13 protein-coding genes and 1 tRNA gene are annotated in these 18721 nt (G+C 48.1%); 7 read left to right on the forward strand and 7 right to left on the reverse strand.

The window, feature by feature from the left end; translation table 11 throughout:
• Window positions 1-14 precede the first annotated feature (14 nt).
• The 4 genes from H3S94_RS09710 to H3S94_RS09725 all read left to right on the forward strand — a co-directional run bounded on the left by H3S94_RS09710 (window position 15) and on the right by H3S94_RS09725 (window position 3365).
• Complete coding sequence (locus tag H3S94_RS09710) at window positions 15-743, forward strand: hypothetical protein (protein WP_198240911.1); 729 nt, start codon at window positions 15-17, stop codon at window positions 741-743.
• A gap of 114 nt (window positions 744-857) precedes the next feature.
• Window positions 858-1199: a hypothetical protein gene (locus H3S94_RS09715; RefSeq protein WP_198240912.1), complete on the forward strand. Its 342-nt coding sequence runs from the start codon at window positions 858-860 to the stop codon at window positions 1197-1199.
• An 80-nt stretch (window positions 1200-1279) separates the two neighbouring features.
• A complete protein-coding gene (locus tag H3S94_RS09720; RefSeq protein WP_198240913.1) occupies window positions 1280-1921 on the forward strand; it encodes a hypothetical protein in 642 nt (213 codons plus the stop codon).
• Between the two features lie 121 nt (window positions 1922-2042).
• Window positions 2043-3365 (forward strand): NCS2 family permease, encoded by a 1323-nt coding sequence (locus H3S94_RS09725; RefSeq protein WP_077993074.1) that lies wholly within the window; start codon window positions 2043-2045, stop codon window positions 3363-3365.
• Between the two features lie 680 nt (window positions 3366-4045).
• Here the strand turns inward: H3S94_RS09725 and H3S94_RS09730 are convergent.
• Together H3S94_RS09730 and H3S94_RS09735 are read right to left on the reverse strand one after the other, a co-directional pair.
• A complete protein-coding gene (locus H3S94_RS09730) occupies window positions 4046-5164 on the reverse strand; it encodes a DegT/DnrJ/EryC1/StrS aminotransferase family protein (RefSeq protein WP_198231417.1) in 1119 nt (372 codons plus the stop codon).
• A gap of 142 nt (window positions 5165-5306) precedes the next feature.
• A complete protein-coding gene (locus H3S94_RS09735; RefSeq protein ID WP_077993077.1) occupies window positions 5307-6314 on the reverse strand; it encodes a Gfo/Idh/MocA family protein in 1008 nt (335 codons plus the stop codon).
• A 171-nt stretch (window positions 6315-6485) separates the two neighbouring features.
• On the opposite strand from H3S94_RS09735, the gene H3S94_RS09740 reads away from it, so the two are divergent.
• Window positions 6486-6562 (forward strand) — tRNA-Met (locus tag H3S94_RS09740).
• On the opposite strand, the gene H3S94_RS09745 is transcribed toward H3S94_RS09740, so the two are convergent.
• Both H3S94_RS09745 and H3S94_RS09750 read right to left on the reverse strand, forming a co-directional pair.
• Window positions 6541-6927: a hypothetical protein gene (locus tag H3S94_RS09745; RefSeq protein WP_198231418.1), complete on the reverse strand. Its 387-nt coding sequence runs from the start codon at window positions 6925-6927 to the stop codon at window positions 6541-6543. The two genes, H3S94_RS09740 and H3S94_RS09745, sit on opposite strands and share 22 nt — an antisense overlap.
• 208 nt (window positions 6928-7135) lie before the next feature.
• Window positions 7136-7777 carry a hypothetical protein gene (locus H3S94_RS09750; protein ID WP_198231419.1) on the reverse strand — a complete coding sequence of 214 codons (642 nt, stop codon included), beginning with the start codon at window positions 7775-7777 and terminating at the stop codon, window positions 7136-7138.
• A 662-nt stretch (window positions 7778-8439) separates the two neighbouring features.
• Between H3S94_RS09750 and H3S94_RS09755 the strand changes: the two genes are divergently transcribed.
• On the forward strand, window positions 8440-10113 hold the full coding sequence (locus H3S94_RS09755) for a formate--tetrahydrofolate ligase (protein ID WP_198240914.1): 1674 nt from the start codon (window positions 8440-8442) through the stop codon (window positions 10111-10113).
• A 904-nt stretch (window positions 10114-11017) separates the two neighbouring features.
• Here H3S94_RS09755 and H3S94_RS09760 read toward each other — a convergent pair.
• A complete protein-coding gene (locus tag H3S94_RS09760; RefSeq protein ID WP_198231422.1) occupies window positions 11018-14203 on the reverse strand; it encodes an efflux RND transporter permease subunit in 3186 nt (1061 codons plus the stop codon).
• Entirely contained in the window at window positions 14200-15558 is a 1359-nt protein-coding gene (locus tag H3S94_RS09765) for an efflux RND transporter periplasmic adaptor subunit (protein ID WP_198231423.1), read from the reverse strand. The genes H3S94_RS09760 and H3S94_RS09765 overlap by 4 nt, the downstream gene beginning before the upstream one ends.
• Before the next feature lie 220 nt (window positions 15559-15778).
• Here H3S94_RS09765 and H3S94_RS09770 point away from each other — a divergent pair, with 220 nt between their 5' ends.
• Window positions 15779-16411 carry a TetR family transcriptional regulator gene (locus H3S94_RS09770; protein ID WP_198231424.1) on the forward strand — a complete coding sequence of 211 codons (633 nt, stop codon included), beginning with the start codon at window positions 15779-15781 and terminating at the stop codon, window positions 16409-16411.
• A 585-nt stretch (window positions 16412-16996) separates the two neighbouring features.
• On the opposite strand, the gene pgi is transcribed toward H3S94_RS09770, so the two are convergent.
• Complete coding sequence (gene pgi / locus H3S94_RS09775; RefSeq protein ID WP_198240915.1) at window positions 16997-18646, reverse strand: glucose-6-phosphate isomerase; 1650 nt, start codon at window positions 18644-18646, stop codon at window positions 16997-16999.
• Window positions 18647-18721: the final 75 nt, after the last annotated feature.

Here is an 18721-nt window from a genome sequence, read left to right on the forward strand (position 1 = left end):
ATCCGAGGCGTTTCATGCTTATCCAATCGGTATTGTTTTTCATTCTTGGCATTGCAGCCACGACTCTCGTTCTCATTCTCCTTTCTCCGGCGATATGGCGGCGTGCGCTTTATATTGCCCGCAAACAAATTGCCGCAGAAGTTCCCCTTTCGCTCACGGAAATCGAGGCCGACCGCGATTTTCTAAGAGCCAAACAGGCCGTGGAACTCGTCAAGAGAGATGAAAAATTCGAGCTTCTCGCCGAAAAATACGCGAATGAGAAGCGCAAGCTCGACCACGCAAAAGAAGAGCTTTACCGCCTTTCCCGCGGTGAAAATGGCGCGAATTTATCGCCCTGCCAACCGGATGCAAAGACAAAGGAAGGAGACGGCGAACAGCAACCTGCCGCTTCAACACACAATCGGGATGAAGAATTGCAAAATTTAAAAAATCGGATTGGCACATTGGAAGATGAACTTTCAGAAGCACAAAACAAGCTCGACGCCCATAAAGTCACCAAAGACGACATCGAAAAATTCCGCGAATATATTATGGATGTTGCAGCTCAATTCACCGCGAAAATAGCAAATTCCGAAGGGGCATCTTCGCCCATTCCCGACCTTGTAAAAAAAGCCCGCGGTAAAAAAAGTTTGGCTGCCCGTATCAAAGGCGATTTGAAAGAAAAAACAACCCGTTCGGGGGGAGCATCCCGCCGTAAGAAATCCGCAACGCCAAAGGCTGCAAAAGAACCAAAACAGAGTTGAACTTTAAGCTCGAAAATCAATGATGGCCTTAGGCCAACAATGAGGGCCTCAAGCCAAGCTGGCGCGAAATAGAAGCTGAAGCAATCAACCGGAAAATAAAATATCGGTCATGCTTTGACCGGTTCTTTTACCTTCCCGAAAATTATCGACATGTTGGCGCGCCGCAGGCTTCAGCCTGCCGGAATGCCGACACGTCACCCCTTGAGGAGTCCGGGTGGCGGCCAATTAGAATATCAGGGGGTAGAATATCGGGGGGCAGAATATCAGCCAGTCAGAATATCGGGGGGCAGAATATCGGGGCGCAGAATGGCAGGTCATCAAAAAACTCCAGCCAACCGGAATTTCGGGCGGCCTGAATGTCGGGAGTCGGCTCTTGCCACAATCTTGCATAAAGGGGAATCCACCGTCCGATGCGGCGGGTTTCGACATTATTACCTGAAACAATGGATCACCTGAAACAATGGTTTTAGGCTTTTTTTAAAGCTTCGGCTGTGTTTACCCCTCAATATGAAAGGTTCACTTGGTTCGGGGCGTGGTTGAAGCGCGGTTACAAGCTTCCCTTTTTTCTCCCCATCATGTCCTTCACGCATGTCACAAATGAAAAATGCCTTAGGTCGTTCCGCTCTCTTTTGGTTGAAGCAATTTTTCCTTTATGGTTTTCGCAAAGAGCTTCTTTGAAGCTGAACATGATATTCCGTAAATCAGAATTGCTCCAACGGCATGAGCGGAACAAGAACTTGCGACAAATAGAGGGAATGCGCTTACAAGGGACAAAAGAAATGCGCGGGCAAAGAAAATGCGCAGGCAAAAGGGAAACTGCCGCCAAACCCGCCTCTTCACAAGAGAAAGCTGTGAATCAAAGCAGATATGTGCGCGGGAAGGTTTTCACCTTAGGTCAATTTCGCTTTCTTTTGGTTGAAGCAGTTTTTTTTTCATGGTTTTCGCAAAGAGCGTCTTTGAAGCTGAAAACAATCTTCCGTAAATCAGAATTGCTCCAACGGCATGAGTGGAACAAGAACTTGCGACAAATAGAGGGAATGCGCTTACAAGGGATAAAAGAAATGCGCGGGCAAAGAAAATGCGCAGGCAAAAGGGAAACTGCCGCCAAGCCCGCCTCTTCACAAGAGAAAGCTGTGAATCAAAGCAGATATATGCGCGGGAAGGTTTTCGCCTTATAGCCTAAGCCGTTCAAAATGGTATAAATATCAAACTGGTTCCGCAGCTGAAACGGGATGGGCGGCGGCAAATTTCAAAAACGCAAAAACCACCTTCCATAGTGGTTTAACAGGAATCAGTCGGATGCTTGAAAAAATATTCCATTTGAAAGCAAACAATACACGCATTGGCATTGAAATTGGTGCTGGTCTCACAACCTTTCTCACCATGTCCTACATCCTTGCCGTCAACCCCACTATTCTGGGCGCTGCCGGAATGGATAAGGGGGCGGTTTTTGTTGCAACCTGTATTGCTGCCGCAGTCGGCTGTTTCATTATGGGATTGCTTGCCAATTGGCCGATCGGCATGGCGCCCGGTATGGGGCTCAATGCATTTTTTGCCTATTCGGTTGTCATTACTATGGGCTATAGCTGGCAACAGGCTTTGGGGGCGGTTTTTCTTTCGGGCGTTGTCTTTCTGATATTGACAGCAACAGGTGTCAGGCAATGGCTGATTGCCGGTGTGCCGAAATCGTTGCGCAGTGCCATAGGCGCTGGAATCGGTATGTTTCTGGCCATTGTGGCGTTCCAGAGTGCGGGCATTGTTATCAATAATGATGCGACATTGGTCGGACTTGGCGACGTTACCAAAGCAGCCCCCGTGCTTGCGGGAATCGGGCTTTTTATCATTGTCGCGCTTGATGCTTTCAAAATACGCGGCGGCATTCTGATCGGCATTATTGCGGTGACAATCCTGTCTTTCATCTTCACCGATGACGGCTACAAGAGTTTTCAAGCGCTTGTCCATTCGGGTGGAATTGCGCTTCCTCCTTCTGTTGCGCCGACCTTTCTTAAGCTTGATATTTTGGGCGTATTACATACCGGTATTTTCCATGTGCTTCTGGTTTTCGTGCTGGTTGAAATATTCGACGCTACAGGCACACTGGTCGGCGTTGGCAAACGCGCCGGACTTATTCCCGACGACAAGCCGAATAATCTCGGACGCGCACTTTTTGCCGATAGCACGGCCATTCTTGCAGGCTCCCTGATCGGTACAAGCTCCACCACCGCTTTTGTTGAAAGCGCATCCGGTGTTGCGGCAGGCGGTCGTACAGGGCTTACCGCCATCACTGTCGGGGTGTTCTTCATATTGGCACTGTTTTTCGCGCCCGTAGCACTTTCTATTCCCGCCTATGCCACCGCACCGGCTTTGATTTTTGTCGCTTGTCTCATGATGCGCGAATTTGCCGAAATCAACTGGAACGACATTGTCGAAGCCGTACCGGCAGCACTCACCGCTCTTTTGATGCCCCTTACCTATTCCATTGCCAACGGATTGGCTTTCGGCTTCATCAGCTATGCTGTTTTAAAAACAGTGACAGGAAAATGGCGCGAAGTGCATCCCGCAACGTGGATTATCGCTCTCCTTTTCATCATCCGCTTTTTGATTGAAGGCGGGGTGTTCTGAGCGATACGGGCTGCATTCCGCTTTTTTTAAGCCGCCATTACCAATCAATGGCGGCTTTCGCACTTTCTTGAAACACCTTTTCTTGAATAAAATGTTCCGGCAGTGTGAACATTCGTCTTGGAACAGGTGAATTATCGCCACACCCGATTACAAAGCCCGATTACAAAGCCCGCTTGCAAACCGGATTATAAACCGGATTACCGGTTTTATTTTTACCGCCCGACATTCTTCCAAATCGCTTTGTTGTCTTTTATATCGGCGTTTCTGCATTCATACGGGCGTTTGCACTTTCATACGGGGCGTTTGCGTTTTACTATCGGCGTTTGGCTTGTTTTCCTGTTGCCTCCCGTCACTGCCCGAATGTGCCAAACTGTTTCTCTCATGACCGGAAGGAATAAATTTTGTTATTTTCCCGTTTGTGGCGGCGAATAAGCCTTTCATGAGCTGTCTGTTTTCATGAACCGGTTTTTCTGAACAACAAAATCGGCTTCTTCTCTATTGTCGTTCTTTCGTTCGCATTGCTTTTGTCAATAATTCTCCGCCTTCAAGCGGCAAATTGAAAAAAGCTGCACTTTTAAAGCTGTCACCATAAAAGAAAAAGGCCGGTAAACCGGCCTTTCTTCAAACCCATCTATTTTTGATAGTGTGCAATTGCTGTTTTCACACTGTCAAACAATTTCTCACTTGCCGTAAAATTCCCGTATCAGGCTGATAATCTTGTCCTGATCGCTTTCCGGCAAATAAGGATGCATTGGCAAGCTCAAAACATGATCGGCAGCGTGTTCCGAAACCGGCAGGCCACCTTTTGCTTGCGGGAAATGACGATAGGCTGTCTGCAAATGCAACGGTTTGATGTAATAGATCATGGACGGAATGCCGGCATTTTTCAAATGAGCCTGAAGCTTGTCCCGATTTTCCACACTGATTGTATATTGTGCATAAGCCGAACGCGTTCCTTTTGCAATTTCCGGCGTTTTGACAACATCCTTCAAACCATCGCTATAACGCTTGCCGATTATGGCGCGTTTTTCCATCTCGTCTTCGAGAATATCGAGTTTCTGCAACAAAATGGCAGCCTGAATCGTATCAAGACGCGAGTTCAAGCCGATGCGGACATTGTCATATTGTGACGAGCCTTTGCCATGGAAATAGATTGAACGCAGACGCTCGGCAAGGTCATCATCATCGGTAAACATTGCCCCGCCATCACCATAGCAACCGAGCGGTTTTGCCGGATAGAAACTGGTTGCACCGACATTGCCGAAAGCACCGCACATAGCATTATCATGCTTTCCGCCAATGGCTTGGGCTGCATCTTCAATAACAAACAGGTTTTCTTTGGCTGCAATTGCCGAAATTCTGTTATAGTCGGCAGGAAGACCGAACAGGTCAACCGGAATGATTGCCCGCGGTGTCAGACGGCCTTCTTTTTTAATCATCGCAATGGCTTCTTCAAGCTTTTGCGGATCCATATTGTAAGTATCAGGCAGAATATCGACGAAAACCGGCTCTGCACCGGTCAATGCAACAACTTCGGCGGTTGCAGCAAATGTAAAGCTTGGGCAGAAAACAGCATCTCCCGGTCCGATATTTTCGGCCATTAGCGGCATCAGCAATGCGTCAGTGCCGTTCGAGCAGCCGATCACATGTTTGACGCCGATATAATCGGCCATACGTTTTTCAAATTCTTCGACTTCCGGTCCGAGAATATATTTGCCGCTTTCAATCACATGGGCAATAGCCGTATTGATTTTGTCTTTAATACGCGCCCTTTGCGCTCCAAGATCTATAAATTGCATATTCACTCCGTTGCTATCAATTGTTTAGCTGGCCGAATCATTCACTGGCACGGCTCGCCTAGCATAACGCCCTAAAACGACAATAGATAATCAAAGTTCTATGACGCATGTAACAGCTTTTTACATAATTTTTTTCATATTCTTATTTCTTTGCCGTATCTTTATTTTTTGCCTGCGTTTTACCGGCAATTTCCTTTGCCTTATGATGCACACTGCCCGCCGTCAGAATACGCAGAACGGCAATGGCTTCATCGCCATTGGTGCGCGGTTCCTCGCGGGTTTCGATACAGTGCAGAAAATGCTGCAATTCGCGGGTAAGCGGCATCGCCTCTTCTACCGGAATATATTCCGGCTCGTCGGCGGTAAATGCCCATTGATTGTTATCCTGCCAAACCTCGAAACGATAAATGGCAAGCTTTCTTCCCCACGGTTCGACATCATCGAACACGGCCATGGCTTTGGTGCCAACCACCGTCAAACGCCGTTCGCGATAGGGATTGAGGCGGGAAGCAAAAAGGTGGCTTCTCATGCCATTGGGAAATTTCATATGGACATGGGCAAAGTCGGACAAATTGTCGATAATCGCCGCGCCCTCGCCGTGAATTTCCGACGGTTCACATTTTGTTATAGCCAGAATCATTGAAAGGTCGTGGGGCGCGAGATCCCAGAGTGCATCACTTTCTGTGTGGAATTTGCCAAGTCCCAGACGGTGGGCATGAATATAGCGCACTTCGCCCAATGCCCCCTGATTGACAAGTTCAAGCAGTTTTTCAAATGCCGGATGGTAGCGCAAAACATGCCCCACCATAAAAATACGCTTGTGTTCGCGTGCAATGCGCACTTCGCGCTCTGCATCCTCGACATTGAGCGCTATCGGTTTTTCAACCAGCACATCCTTGCCGCCTTCAATCGCCCTGATGGCGTTTTCCGCATGAAACTGCGGCGGCAGTGCCAAAACCATAGCATCTATATCTTTGCGGGTGAAAACTTCTTCAACGGGGATTGCCTCGACATCATGTTCGGCTGCAAACCCTTCCGCACGGTGGACATTCACGTCGGAAACGGCTGCGAGCGCTCCCAGACTTTTCAAGGTACGTATGTGATTGCTCCCCCAATAACCACATCCCAAAACTGCTACGCGTGGAGCCATTGTCTATGCCTTATCCTTATTGCTGAACTGAAAAGCAATATCTTATCTGTTCAATATCGGTGATGAACGCCATTGACAAGAGAAAAGCTCAAAAACGATGCTTGACAGAGTGGGATTGAACCCATTATATCCCCGCCACGGCTAAATGTTTTTTAAAAAGACATTTTTTGTGGCGGAGTAGCTCAGTAGGTCAGAGCAGAGGAATCATAATCCTTGTGTCGGGGGTTCAAATCCCTCCTCCGCTACCAAAGCCGCTCAATCGCCCTTTATTTCCCGAAAAGTTCCAATTTGCTTCTTCTAGACCAAAAAAGCTGTCGCCCCGCTTTTTTGTGCCCTCCCCCGAAATCACATCTTTTTTCCTGATAAAGATGTCGCCCCGCCTTTTCGTGCCTTCCCCGAAATCACAACTTGTTTCCTGATAAAGATGTCGCTCCGCTTTTTTTGTGCCTTCCCCGAAATCACATCTTTTCCCTGATAAAGATGTCGCTCCGCCTTTTCGTGCCTTCCCCGAAAAAACATCTTTTTTACTGATAAAGATGTCGCCCCGCTTTTTCGTGCCTTCCCCGAAATCATAACTTGTTTCCGAACATTGTCGGTTAAAGTCATCAATCATATTCAACAGCCGGTAACATGAAACCAAACAAACTTAGAACCGGCGGCATTTCACAGGGCAAGGTCAATTATGGACTGCCCCGACCGGTTCTCTCGTGAACGGTCGTTCTCGTTCGTGTTCAGGCCGTATTTCTTCAGCCGATTCTGATTGAACGGGCAATTTTAGCGCAGATATGACTTACAGCTTGAATTGATAACCGGAAACGGGGTTAGACTTTAAAGGAAAAACCCGTTTTCATTTCTCTCTCATATTGTTGTTTAATTGCTAAATAGTCATGATCTTCAAGATAGTTCGGGAAGTCTTTGCCATTTATGTACGCCAGCCTTGATTCCTCGTTAATCCGGTCGTGAACATTTTTAAGCAAATGATAGAGTTCACTATCAATATCGAAATTCTTTGCCGCAACTCCGTTGCGTTTGGCTGAAGCTTCATATTCAGACACGATATGCGCCCGTTTATCATTCCAAAGGAATGTCTGCTTTTCCTTCACCCCTGCCTTATCCAATGACCTTATACTGGCTTCTTGTGCAGCAGCATAATCACCTGATTTGTTATATTCAGCCCAAAAAGCATCAAGCGTCTGCTTCTCGAGAAAGAAAGTAGCATTCGCTTTATCTTCCTCATTATAAAATCCATCTTCATTGAGAAGAATAGAGGCCAAATCCTCGCGCGAAAGGCCATCAAACGACTTCGGATCAGCGGTCAAATCAAATTTTACGGGTTTAGTTTCTTGTTTTTGCCCTGACGCATCAGCTTTGGGTGAAGCATCGGCTTGGCGTAAAGATGATGTTCGAGACTTTGCCTCGGTTATCTGCCGGGGCAAGATATTAGTATATGAAGTATTTATCATGTTACAAACCTTGAATTGGCATGTACTGTCATCATGTCAGCCAAGTGCCTGATAGCATTTTTCATAAATGCAATTATTATTATATCAAGAATTATGATTATTAGCAACTTTATCGGCATTCAATGCCGATCGTTATTTTTTGAAGACAATTGCAAAATAGCATTCTTTCAACGAAGGGCGATTCGTTTTATTTGCCTTTTCATCTTTCTTTCCAAATGCTTTCGAGAAACTTGTTTGCATTTGCTATTTCAAACAATTTTCTGTTTCAAACTTGTTTTGGAACGGAAGCTATTTGCTGACGATTGTTGAAAAACCGGCAGATTGTCCCGTTTCCCTTCGTCAAGCAAAAACAGCAAGAAAAAATCGCAAGCCGTTAATTGAAGAAAAATGGCTCCGGCAAATGTGGTGTCACGCCTCTAATCGTGTAAACGTTCCGACACATTAAAATGACGGGGAAAAACGCGGTTCTGCTTCTATTAAAAAAGTCGTTAGAATGACATTTATTTCTTGATAGGCTAGTTTTATAGCTTACTGAAAATGGCTTTATTGATAAATTGGGGTTATGAAAGTGACAAAGAACGACGAGAAAAAGAAACCTTGTCGTCGTTTTGAAAACAATGACCGCAATTTTACATTATTGCGCCTGATAACAGAGAATATTGATGAATCTTTCAGATATTGAAATAGCCCGTCAAGCAACCAAACTGCCCATTGGCGAAATTGCCGCAAAACTTGATATTCCTTATGAGGATATTGTTCCTTACGGGCATGACAAGGCAAAAATTAGCGCAAAATACATCGAGACGCTCAAAAACAATAAAAACGGCAAACTCATTCTGGTGACTGCCATTAACCCGACACCGGCAGGTGAAGGAAAAACCACAACCACAATCGGCCTTACCGATGCGCTCAATCATATTGGCAAAAAGGCTGTTGCATCGTTAAGAGAACCGTCTTTGGGGCCGAATTTCGGCCAGAAAGGTGGTGCAGCCGGTGGCGGACGTTCGCAAGTCATTCCGATGGAAGACATCAATTTGCATTTTACCGGCGATTTTCACGCCATCACATCGGCCAATAATCTTCTAGCTGCCATGGTGGATAACCACATTTATTGGGGCAATGAACAGAATATCGATTCCCGCCGGATTACATGGAAACGCGTGGTCGATATGAATGATCGCGCGCTTCGTGACATTGTTATTTCCCTTGGCGGGGTAAAAAACGGGTTTTGCCGCCAAAGCGGGTTCGATATTACGGTGGCCTCCGAAATCATGGCAATCTTCTGCCTTTCCGAAAACCTTGCCGATCTCACAAAGCGCTTGGGGAAAATCATTATCGGTTACCGTTACGACAAAACACCCGTTACTGCTTCCGACATTCACGCAGAAGGCGCAATGGCAGTTTTGTTGCGCGATGCATTGGCGCCCAATCTGGTTCAGACAATCGAACACAATCCGGCTTTTATCCATGGCGGGCCTTTTGCCAATATTGCCCATGGCTGTAACTCGGTCATTGCAACAAAGACCGCGTTGAAGCTTGCCGATTATGTGGTCACAGAAGCGGGTTTCGGTGCTGATCTTGGAGCGGAAAAGTTTTTCGACATCAAATGCCGCAAAGCCGGATTGAAACCCGACGCAACGGTGATTGTTGCAACAATTCGTGCATTGAAAATGAATGGCGGCGTTGAAAAAGCCGATCTTGCCCACGAAAATGTTGCGGCATTGACAAAAGGTACTGCCAATTTGTTGCGCCATATTTCCAATATGGAAAAATATGGTGTACCGGTCATTGTGGCCATTAATCATTTCAATTCCGACACCGATGCGGAAATAGAGGTTTTAAAGAAGGCCGTTGCTGAAACCGGCTATCAGGCCATTATGTGCCGCCATTGGGAAAAAGGTGGTGAAGGTGCAGAAGACCTCGCCCGTGCTGTTGTGCAAATGATTGCCGAAAACAAAAGCAATTTCCACCCACTCTATGCTGACGACTTGTCGCTCGAAGAGAAGATCGACACCATTATACGCGAGATTTACGGCGGGCGTGGTGCGAATATTCCGGCCAATATTCTGAACCAATTGAAGGCTTGGGACGAGGAAGGTTACGGGATTTTGCCGGTCTGCATGGCAAAAACGCAATATTCATTTTCCGCCGACCCGAAACTGCTGGGCGCGCCGGAAAATTTCACCATTCCCGTACGCGAGGTCAAACTCTGTGCAGGAGCCGGATTTGTTGTGGTTATTTGCGGTGATATTATGACTATGCCGGGGCTTCCCCGCCATCCTATGGCTGAAAAAATCCACCTTGATGAAAGTGGCGAGATTGAAGGCCTTTCCTGACCCATCAACCATATTCATAAACACTTTCAAACCGTCGGCTTAAATATTTGGCTGGCGGTTTGCACGTCTTTATAGCGCGCAAATGCTCAAGACTTTGGCCGCCTGAATGCACAAGGCTTGATAACGCTCAAATGTGCAAGGCTTGATAACGCGCCACTGATCGAGATTTTTAAGTTTTCAAGATTTTTCGCTATTTCCCCTCATTTCACCTCAAGATTTTTGAGCTTGCCTGATCCCGGCTGCTTCTGCCTTTAATAGCTTCTATAAATGCGACCGCGCGGGTCTGATGCCGCTGCCATTCCTGTGTGTTATTTCTTCTGTTTCTTTCCCCCCTCTTCCCTCGTTATTCCATCTCCCCATTTTTTCCCTTTGAAGCTTTTTCTTTCTGTTTCTCCGCCTTGCTATTCCTTCCCTATCAATCCATAACTTTTGTGATCGCCCTCACCTTTCTTTCGCCCTTCTGTCCCTTCCCTATCAAGACGCGCCTTTTCTGATCGGCTCCTGCCTTTTCCACGCCTAGCTGTTCCGCCACCCTTATTTCTCCTCGCCTTTCTATTCCTTCTTCTCGCTGTCCCTTCCCTATCAAGACGCACCTGTCCCGAACGGCTCCTGCCTTTTCCACGACCCGCTGTTCCGCCCCCCCTTATTTCTCCTCCTCTCTCTTCCTTCGTCTCTCTGTCCCTTTCCTATCAAAACGCGCCTGTCCCGAACGGCTTGCACCTTTTCCTGTCTCCCGTTCTGTTTTGCGCTTTCAAATTGCGGCTTCAGGCCTTTGCCCCTTGTCCCGCGCTTTTCTTTTTTCCAGTCGCTGTTTTCAGACCATGGAATGATTGCTACATTTTAACCGGATAATAAAAAACCCCGGTTGGATACCGGGGTTTTGTTTTTGGTTTTGTCAACAAGCTCAGGCTTGTTGAACATTGTTGCCTGACTGTTTGTCGGGTGCGGATTGAGCTTCCGGTGCATTGCCGCCATTTGTCGGCTCTCCACCGGCAGTTCTTCCGGCACGGTTTCCGCTAAACAGACGGTAGAACATCGGGATAAAGAAGGTTGCAATACATGTTGCAGCCAACATACCGCCGATAACACCGGTACCAATTGCGTGACGGCTAGCGGAACCGGCACCGGTAGATCTTGCCAAGGGAACAACACCAAGGATAAACGCCAGAGATGTCATCACAATCGGGCGGAAGCGAAGACGTGCCGCAGAAATCGCCGCGTCGATTGCCGATTTGCCGCTTTCACGTTCAAGCACAGCAAATTCGACGATCAGGATGGCGTTTTTCGCAGCCAGCCCCACCAGTGTGACCAAACCGATCTGGAAATAAACGTCGTTGCTCAGTCCCCTTAGGTAAGTGAATGTCAACGCACCGGCAATCGCGAATGGCACGGCGGTGACAACCGCAAAAGGCAGGCTCCAGCGTTCATATTGCGCAGCCAGAATGAGGAACACCATAATGATACCGAAGATCATAGCGGTCGAACCGGCACCACCGGCCACAACTTCCTGATAGGCTGAACCTGTCCATGCAATCTGGTAAGTATTGGGCAAAACCTTGCCGGCAATATCGGTCATGGCCTTGATCGCATCACCGGAGGTAAAGCCGGTAGCCGGATCACCCATGATCTTGGTTGCATAGAAAGCGTTGAAGCGTTCAAGCTGGTCGGAACCGGTAATACGCGTTGTTTGGACAAGCGCGTTCAACGGTATCATACTGCCCGAATTCGACCGTACAAATACCTGCTTGATGTCTTCCGCACTTTTACGGAACTCGCCTTCAGACTGGATTTTAACCTGATAGTTACGTCCGTAAAGGGTGAAGTCGTTGATATAGATGTTACCGAATGTTGCCGAAAGGGCATCATAAATCGAATTGATCGGCACATCCATAGCACGGGCTTTGACACGATCGACATGGAAGTCGTACTTCGGAACGTTCGGGTCAAAGGTGGTGCGGACATTCTTCAATTCCGGACGCTGGTTGGCAGCTTTGACGAGCGACATAGTCATTTTATAGAGGTCATCAATCGAGCCACCGGCGCGGTCCTGTAGATAGACTTCAAAGCCGCCGGTTGTCGACAAACCGGTAATGGGCGGCGGGTTGAAGGCGACCGTTACACCGTCCTTGATGCTCGATGTCATGCCGATCACCTGTGGGGCAATGTTACGTGCATCATCCTTCGGGTCGGGTCTCTCTTTCCAATCCTTGAACATGACGAACATGGCGCCCGAACTTGTCTTCAAACCGCCCGAAAGCAGGTCATAACCGGCAAGCTCTGCAATATTTTCGACCGCAGGGTTTTGCTTGAGAATTTTATAGGCCTTGTCGACAACACCTTGTGTTCTTTCAAGCGATGAAGCCGAAGGCAGGAACGAAACCGCAAGCACATAACCCTGATCTTCATCCGGAACGAGAGAGGAAGGAACCTTCTCGAACATGAAGACAGCAAAGACACAAACCAGCACAAAACCGATAATGCCATACCAGTATCTATGGACAAAGAAGTCGACACCGGAAACATAAAGATCGGTAATCTTCTGGAATGTCTCGTTAAACCAGCGGAACGGTGCAATCGGTTCGCTCTGGCGCGGCTTCAACAACAACGAGCACAAAGCCGGTGTCAATGTCAAAGCCACAGTACCGGAGATAACAACCGAAATGGCGATGGTAACAGCAAATTGCTGATACATAACACCGGCCATACCACCCATGAACGACACCGGAATGAACACGGCGCACAGAACCAGCACAATAGCCACAACCGGCCCCGTCACTTCGCTCATCGACTTGATTGCGGCATCATGCGGCGAAAGCTTTTCTTCCGACATGACGCGTTCGACGTTTTCCAACACCACAATCGCGTCATCAACCACAATACCGATGGCAAGCACCAGCCCGAACAATGTCAACATATTGATCGAGAAGCCGAGCACGTAAATGCCCGCAAAGGTTCCGATAATAGATATTGGCACGGCGATAATAGGAATAAGCGTCGCTCGCCAGTTTTGCAGGAAGATGAACACAACCACAATAACAAGCAGAATAGCTTCGATGAAGGTGTGGACAACTTCCTCGACGGAAACCTGAATGAACTTGGTGGTATCGTAAGGAACCGAATATTCAATCCCCGGCGGGAAGGCGACTTTCAATTCATCCATACGTTTCTTGATCGATTGCATGGTGGCAAGCGCATTGGCACCCGGTTGCAGGAAGATCAGAATCGGCACCATAGGATTGCCGTTCAAATTGGATTCAATGAAATATTGCTGGGTACCGAGTTCGATACGCGCAACATCTTTCAAACGCAGAGACGCACCCGTATCATCCGACCGCAAAATAATGTTGCCGAATTCTTCTGTCGTAACAAGGCGGCCTTGCGTCGTTGCCGAATAGGTGAAAGCGCCATTAATATCCGGCTGTTCACCGATACGACCGACAGGATACTGGTTGTTCTGTTCCCGGACCGCATTGATAACGTCGGTCGGTGTCATATTATATTGGGCAAGCTTGTCAGGCCGCAACCAGATACGCATCGAATAATCGACGTGTCCGAGAACCTGCGCATCACCAACACCGGGAATACGTTTCAAATCGTCAACAACGTTAAGCAATGCATAGTTGCCGACATAAATACGGTCATAGGCGTTGGTTGTCGAACGCATGGCAACAAGGCCAAGGATGGACGAGGAGCGTTTATCGGCAACAACACCAAGGCGCTGCACGTCCTGCGGCAAAGTTGTCAAAGCACGCTGAACGCGGTTATTGACGTTAATGGTTGCCTGATCGGGGTCTGTTCCAAGCGCAAAAGTGACAGTAATCTGCAATGTACCCGACGCATTGCTGGTCGATTGCATATAGATCATGTCTTCAACGCCGTTGATCTGCTGCTCAAGCGGCACAGCCACAGTCTGCGCCACTGTTTCGGCACTGGCACCGGGGTACTGCGCCGAAACCACCACTTGCGGTGGCAGCAAATCAGGATATTGGGCAATCGGCAATATGCGCATACACATAAAGCCGGCCAATACGATGATAATGGATATAACCGACGCGAAAACCGGCCGGTTAATAAAGAAACTATAGCTCATTGTGCGGGTCCCGAAGCTTTTGCATTGCCCCCGTTAGGTGCTTGTTGCGGCGCATCGTCGGTGACATTAACCATCAGGCTCTGCCCCTCAGGAACACGCATCAGCCCCTGTTCAATATAAACCTGGCCTTCGGTGACAACTTCATCTCCGTCACGAAGCCCCTGAACGATCTTGTTTTTGTCTTTTGCGTCAAATTCGGCACTGTCAATCAGCCAGTCGCCGTTCTGCATCTTGCGCACGGCCTTGACGGGACGTTGCTCGACAACCATCAAACGACCGGCCGGTTTTTGCGGCTGACCCTTGCCGGCATCGCCAGCATTGGCGGCAGCCGGAGCCGGAGCGCCTTGCGGAGCATTCGAGCCGGCCTTTGGTGGCTCGGGCTTTTTCAACAAATAGACGAACTGGCCACTACTGTTTTGGATAAGAGCCGATTCCGGAATGGTCATGGCATTCGCTAATTTGATACCGGTGACCGTTACACGTACAAACATACCCGGAACCAGACGACGATCGGGGTTGGCAATAACAGCACGTGCCCCCAAGGTTCCTGTCTGCTTGTCAATTGTCGGCGAGGTAAAATCGACCGTACCCTGTTCAGGGTAATCAACCCCTTCACCAAGGCGGACAGTGACTTTCAGATTGTCGATCTTTTCGCCACGCTTCTGCATCTCGTCCATCAAATGGCGAATCTGTTCATATTCACCATCGGCAAACGAGAAGTTGACATAGATCGGGTCAAGCTGGGTAATGGTGGTAAGCAAACTCGATGTCGGGTCGGTTCCGATAAGCGAACCTTCCGAAACAGCCTCGCGACTGGTCAACCCGCTGATCGGGGCTGCCACTTTCGTATATTCGAGATTGAGTTCGGCGGTGCGCAATTCGGCTTTTGACTGCATCAATGTTGCTTCATCGGCATCGCGCTTGGCAAAAGCCTGATCGCGCAATGACGTGGATTGCACCTTCTGTTTTACCAATTCTTCGGCACGGTCGGCATCACGAACCGACTGGTCGTAATTGGCTTGTGCCTGGGCAACCTGCGCGCGTGCAGAAGCAACAGCAGCTTCATATTTGTCCGGATCAATCTCGAACAATATGTCGCCCTGCTTGACTTCCGAGCCTTCCACAAAATTGCGGTGCAACAAGATACCGCCGACACGGGCACGAACTTCGGTTTCACGATAGGCAACAACGCGGGCTGCATATTCGTAATTTAACGGAACTTCTGCCTGATGGATAACCTTGCCACTGGCTTGTGATGGCGGCGGCATATGCTTTTCCTGTTTTCCGCAGGCAACGAGTCCAAAAGACAGCACGCCAACAAAAAGAGCGGCCGATATTTTCCTTAATAGTGTCATAGGATGTCAGACCTTGATATTTTTTTCGTGTCCGGTAAAATATACATACATGAATGTTTGTAAATAGCCAATTAGCTAATAACCACTTAATAACAGCAATAATAAGGCGTCACAACCGGTTGCAAAGACTTAATTTAACATTTTTCAATCAATCTTCCGCGTTTTTCGGGACAAGATTTCGCGTTTCGGCAGTTATTAACAGAACAAAAAGGGTGACCAAATGAGGAGGACAAAAGCTGAAGCGAGCGAAACGCGTGAAACGATCCTCGACGCGGCGGAAGTGGCTTTTCTAACCAAGGGCGTTTCCAAAACTTCGTTGAATGAAATTGCCGAACGCGCTGGCGTTACACGCGGCGCAATCTATTTCCATTTTCGTGACAAACCGGCGATTTACAATGCGATTATCGACCGTATCAAATTTCCTCAGGAAGAGCTGATCGACGAGGTCAAGCGCAATGATTCTGTCAATCCGATCGACATTCTGGAAAAATCGGCTTGCGCTTCGCTTGCCCGTTTTGCCGAAGACGAGCACCAGCAACGGGTGATGACAATTATCACTTTGCGTTGCGAATATGTCGACGAATTTTCGCAAATGATATTGCGCTTGAGGGAAGCTCACGACAGTATGCTCGATCTTTTTACGCGTATGCTCTATGTGGCGCAAAGCCGCAACATGCTTTCCGATGATTGGCGGCCGGAAGATGCGGCGCGCGTGCTTGTGTGTGTTGTGGGCGGCATTCTCCACGAATGGCTGAACTCGGCAAAGAATTTTGATCTTGATGCGCTCGGCACACGATTGATTCTAAGCCAGACAAAATCTTTCCGGAAAGATACAAGACAGCTTGTCGGGTGAAGGACTTTAAAGTTTAAAAATAACCGGCAAATTTTTTTTAGCTTTTTTTATTCAAGCTTCACCACTTTAGACTTCACCACTTTAGACTTCACCACTTTGAAAATCGCCAAAACAACAAGCCCGCTTCCGGCAGAAATTTGCCCATTCTGTCTTCGCCTTTAAAATAAAGCGGAATTTTTAAAAAACCGGATTTTTCAAAATAGGCGCATTCACCGATCAACCTTTTTTACCGGTGATTATTCGCCCGCCCAAAGGTGAATAGCACGGCAATTGCAGAATACTGCTTTGCCAATAGAGCACCTTTTCGCATTGGTCTTTTCAAAGGCCGGATGATTTAATTTTCTCGAAAGTTGGATGACAGAATGCGAAACGCAACCGGAAAGACCGGAAAATCAGTGATACCGGCATATCGCAAACGGTTTATTACGCCAAGCGGCACATAAGCGGAAGTTTAATGCGATATGCGAGAAACGAGATACGAGATACGAGATACGAGATACGAGATACGAGATACGAGAGAAAAGATAAATTAAAAGGCAGCGTCTTTTTAGACACTGCCTTTAAAATTTTCTCACACCTGAAATTTCAATGCGAGCAGCGCTCGTTGACATAAGCGATCAAACCGCTTGTCGAACTGTCGCGGCCTTCGGCACTTTCCTGACCGGACACCATGGGTAACAATTCATTGGCGAGTTCCTTACCCAATTCGACACCCCATTGGTCGAAGGAGTTGATGTTCATGAGCGTGCCTTCGACAAAAACCCTGTGTTCATAAAGCGCTATCAACCGCCCCAATGTGAAGGGGGTAAGCTTGTCATGAACAAGCGTCAATGTCGGGCGGTTGCCGACAAAGCTTTTGTGGGGAGCTAGTTTTTCGGCTTCCGCCTCACTCATGCCGCCCTTTATCAACATGGCTTTTGCCGCTTCTTGGCTTCTACCGCGCATCAATGCTTCCGATTGGGCAAAACAATTGGCAAGAAGCATATTATGCTGATGACGCAAGTTTTGTTCATGCCCGTTCACAGCAACAATGAATTCAACCGGTATAATATCGGTTCCCTGATGCAAAAGCTGGAAGAAAGCATGTTGCCCGTTGGTTCCCGGTTCCCCCCAGACAACAGGGCCTGTCGGCATTGCAACCGGCTTGCCATCAATGGTGACATGTTTGCCGTTCGATTCCATGTCGAGTTGCTGGAGATAGGCAGGAAGACGCGACAGACGTTCCTCATAAGGAATGACAGCGCGTGTCCGATAGCCGCAAATGACGCGGTTATAAAAACCGATCAAACCCAGCCGGACGGCAAGGTTTCGAGAATACGGTGCGGTGCGGAAATGTTCATCCATTGCATGGCCGCCAGCCAGAAACTTTCTGAAATTTTCTGGCCCGATTGCCATCATCACCGAAAGGCCGATTGCCGACCAGACAGAATAACGCCCGCCAACCCAGTTCCAGAAGCCGAAAACGCGCGACGGGTCAATGCCGAAATCGGCCACCTTGCCGAGTGCTGTCGAAACTGCCGCAAAATGTTTTGAAACCGCCATCTCGCCCAGTTTTTCGGCAATCCACTGACGCGCAACACGCGCATTGGTCATGGTTTCGGCGGTTGTGAAGGTTTTGGAAGAAATAATAATCAATGTTGTTGCCGGATCAAGCCGCGACAACGTATCGGCAATGTCGGCACCATCGACATTGGAAACAAAATGGCAATTCGGCCCGTCATGATAGGGTTTTAAAGCAAGCGTTGCCATTTTCGGCCCAAGATCGGAACCGCCGATGCCGATATTGACAACATCGGTAATCTTGCCGCCATGTTCGCCTTTCAAAGCACCGGAGCGCACCCCTTCACAGAATTTTTCCATATGCGAGAGCACCGACTGCACATCCTCGACAACATTTTTGTCACCAAGCATGATTGTGCTACCCTTCGGAGCACGCAATGCAACGTGAAGAACCGCACGATTTTCAGTCAGATTGATCGGCTCGCCGGAAAACATGGCCTCTCGCCGCTCTTTCAAACCGGCAGCATCGGCTAGATTATCAAGAAGCTCCAAGGTTTTCGCTGTGACCCCGCATTTGGAAAAATCGAACAGCAAATCATCAAGCCGCAATGAAAAGTGCTCGAAACGCTGCGGGTCATTTTTAAAAAGTGAGCGAATATCGCCAAACTCCGGATCTTTTGCATGGGTTTTCAATGCGTTAAAAGCGGCGCGGAATTTTTCTTCGTTGCGGAACATGGCAAGCTACCCTCCATTGTGTAAATAGAATTTAAGATGAAACATATTGAAGTAAAAGAGGTAAAATTGCCTTTA

Origin of the sequence: Bartonella sp. B10834G3 (assembly GCF_016102505.1) — a bacterium.
In the GTDB taxonomy this organism is placed as follows: domain Bacteria; phylum Pseudomonadota; class Alphaproteobacteria; order Rhizobiales; family Rhizobiaceae; genus Bartonella; species Bartonella choladocola.

Coding starts and splice junctions, on each gene's coding strand:
- H3S94_RS09710 (WP_198240911.1), top strand. CDS start 15: ATGCTTATCCAATCGGTATTGTTTTTCATTCTTGGCATTGCAGCCACG.
- H3S94_RS09725 (WP_077993074.1), top strand. CDS start 2,043: ATGCTTGAAAAAATATTCCATTTGAAAGCAAACAATACACGCATTGGC.
- H3S94_RS09730 (WP_198231417.1), bottom strand. CDS start 5,164: ATGCAATTTATAGATCTTGGAGCGCAAAGGGCGCGTATTAAAGACAAA.
- H3S94_RS09735 (WP_077993077.1), bottom strand. CDS start 6,314: ATGGCTCCACGCGTAGCAGTTTTGGGATGTGGTTATTGGGGGAGCAAT.
- H3S94_RS09745 (WP_198231418.1), bottom strand. CDS start 6,927: ATGATTGATGACTTTAACCGACAATGTTCGGAAACAAGTTATGATTTC.
- H3S94_RS09750 (WP_198231419.1), bottom strand. CDS start 7,777: ATGATAAATACTTCATATACTAATATCTTGCCCCGGCAGATAACCGAG.
- H3S94_RS09755 (WP_198240914.1), top strand. CDS start 8,440: ATGAATCTTTCAGATATTGAAATAGCCCGTCAAGCAACCAAACTGCCC.
- H3S94_RS09760 (WP_198231422.1), bottom strand. CDS start 14,203: ATGAGCTATAGTTTCTTTATTAACCGGCCGGTTTTCGCGTCGGTTATA.
- H3S94_RS09765 (WP_198231423.1), bottom strand. CDS start 15,558: ATGACACTATTAAGGAAAATATCGGCCGCTCTTTTTGTTGGCGTGCTG.
- H3S94_RS09770 (WP_198231424.1), top strand. CDS start 15,779: ATGAGGAGGACAAAAGCTGAAGCGAGCGAAACGCGTGAAACGATCCTC.
- pgi (WP_198240915.1), bottom strand. CDS start 18,646: ATGTTCCGCAACGAAGAAAAATTCCGCGCCGCTTTTAACGCATTGAAA.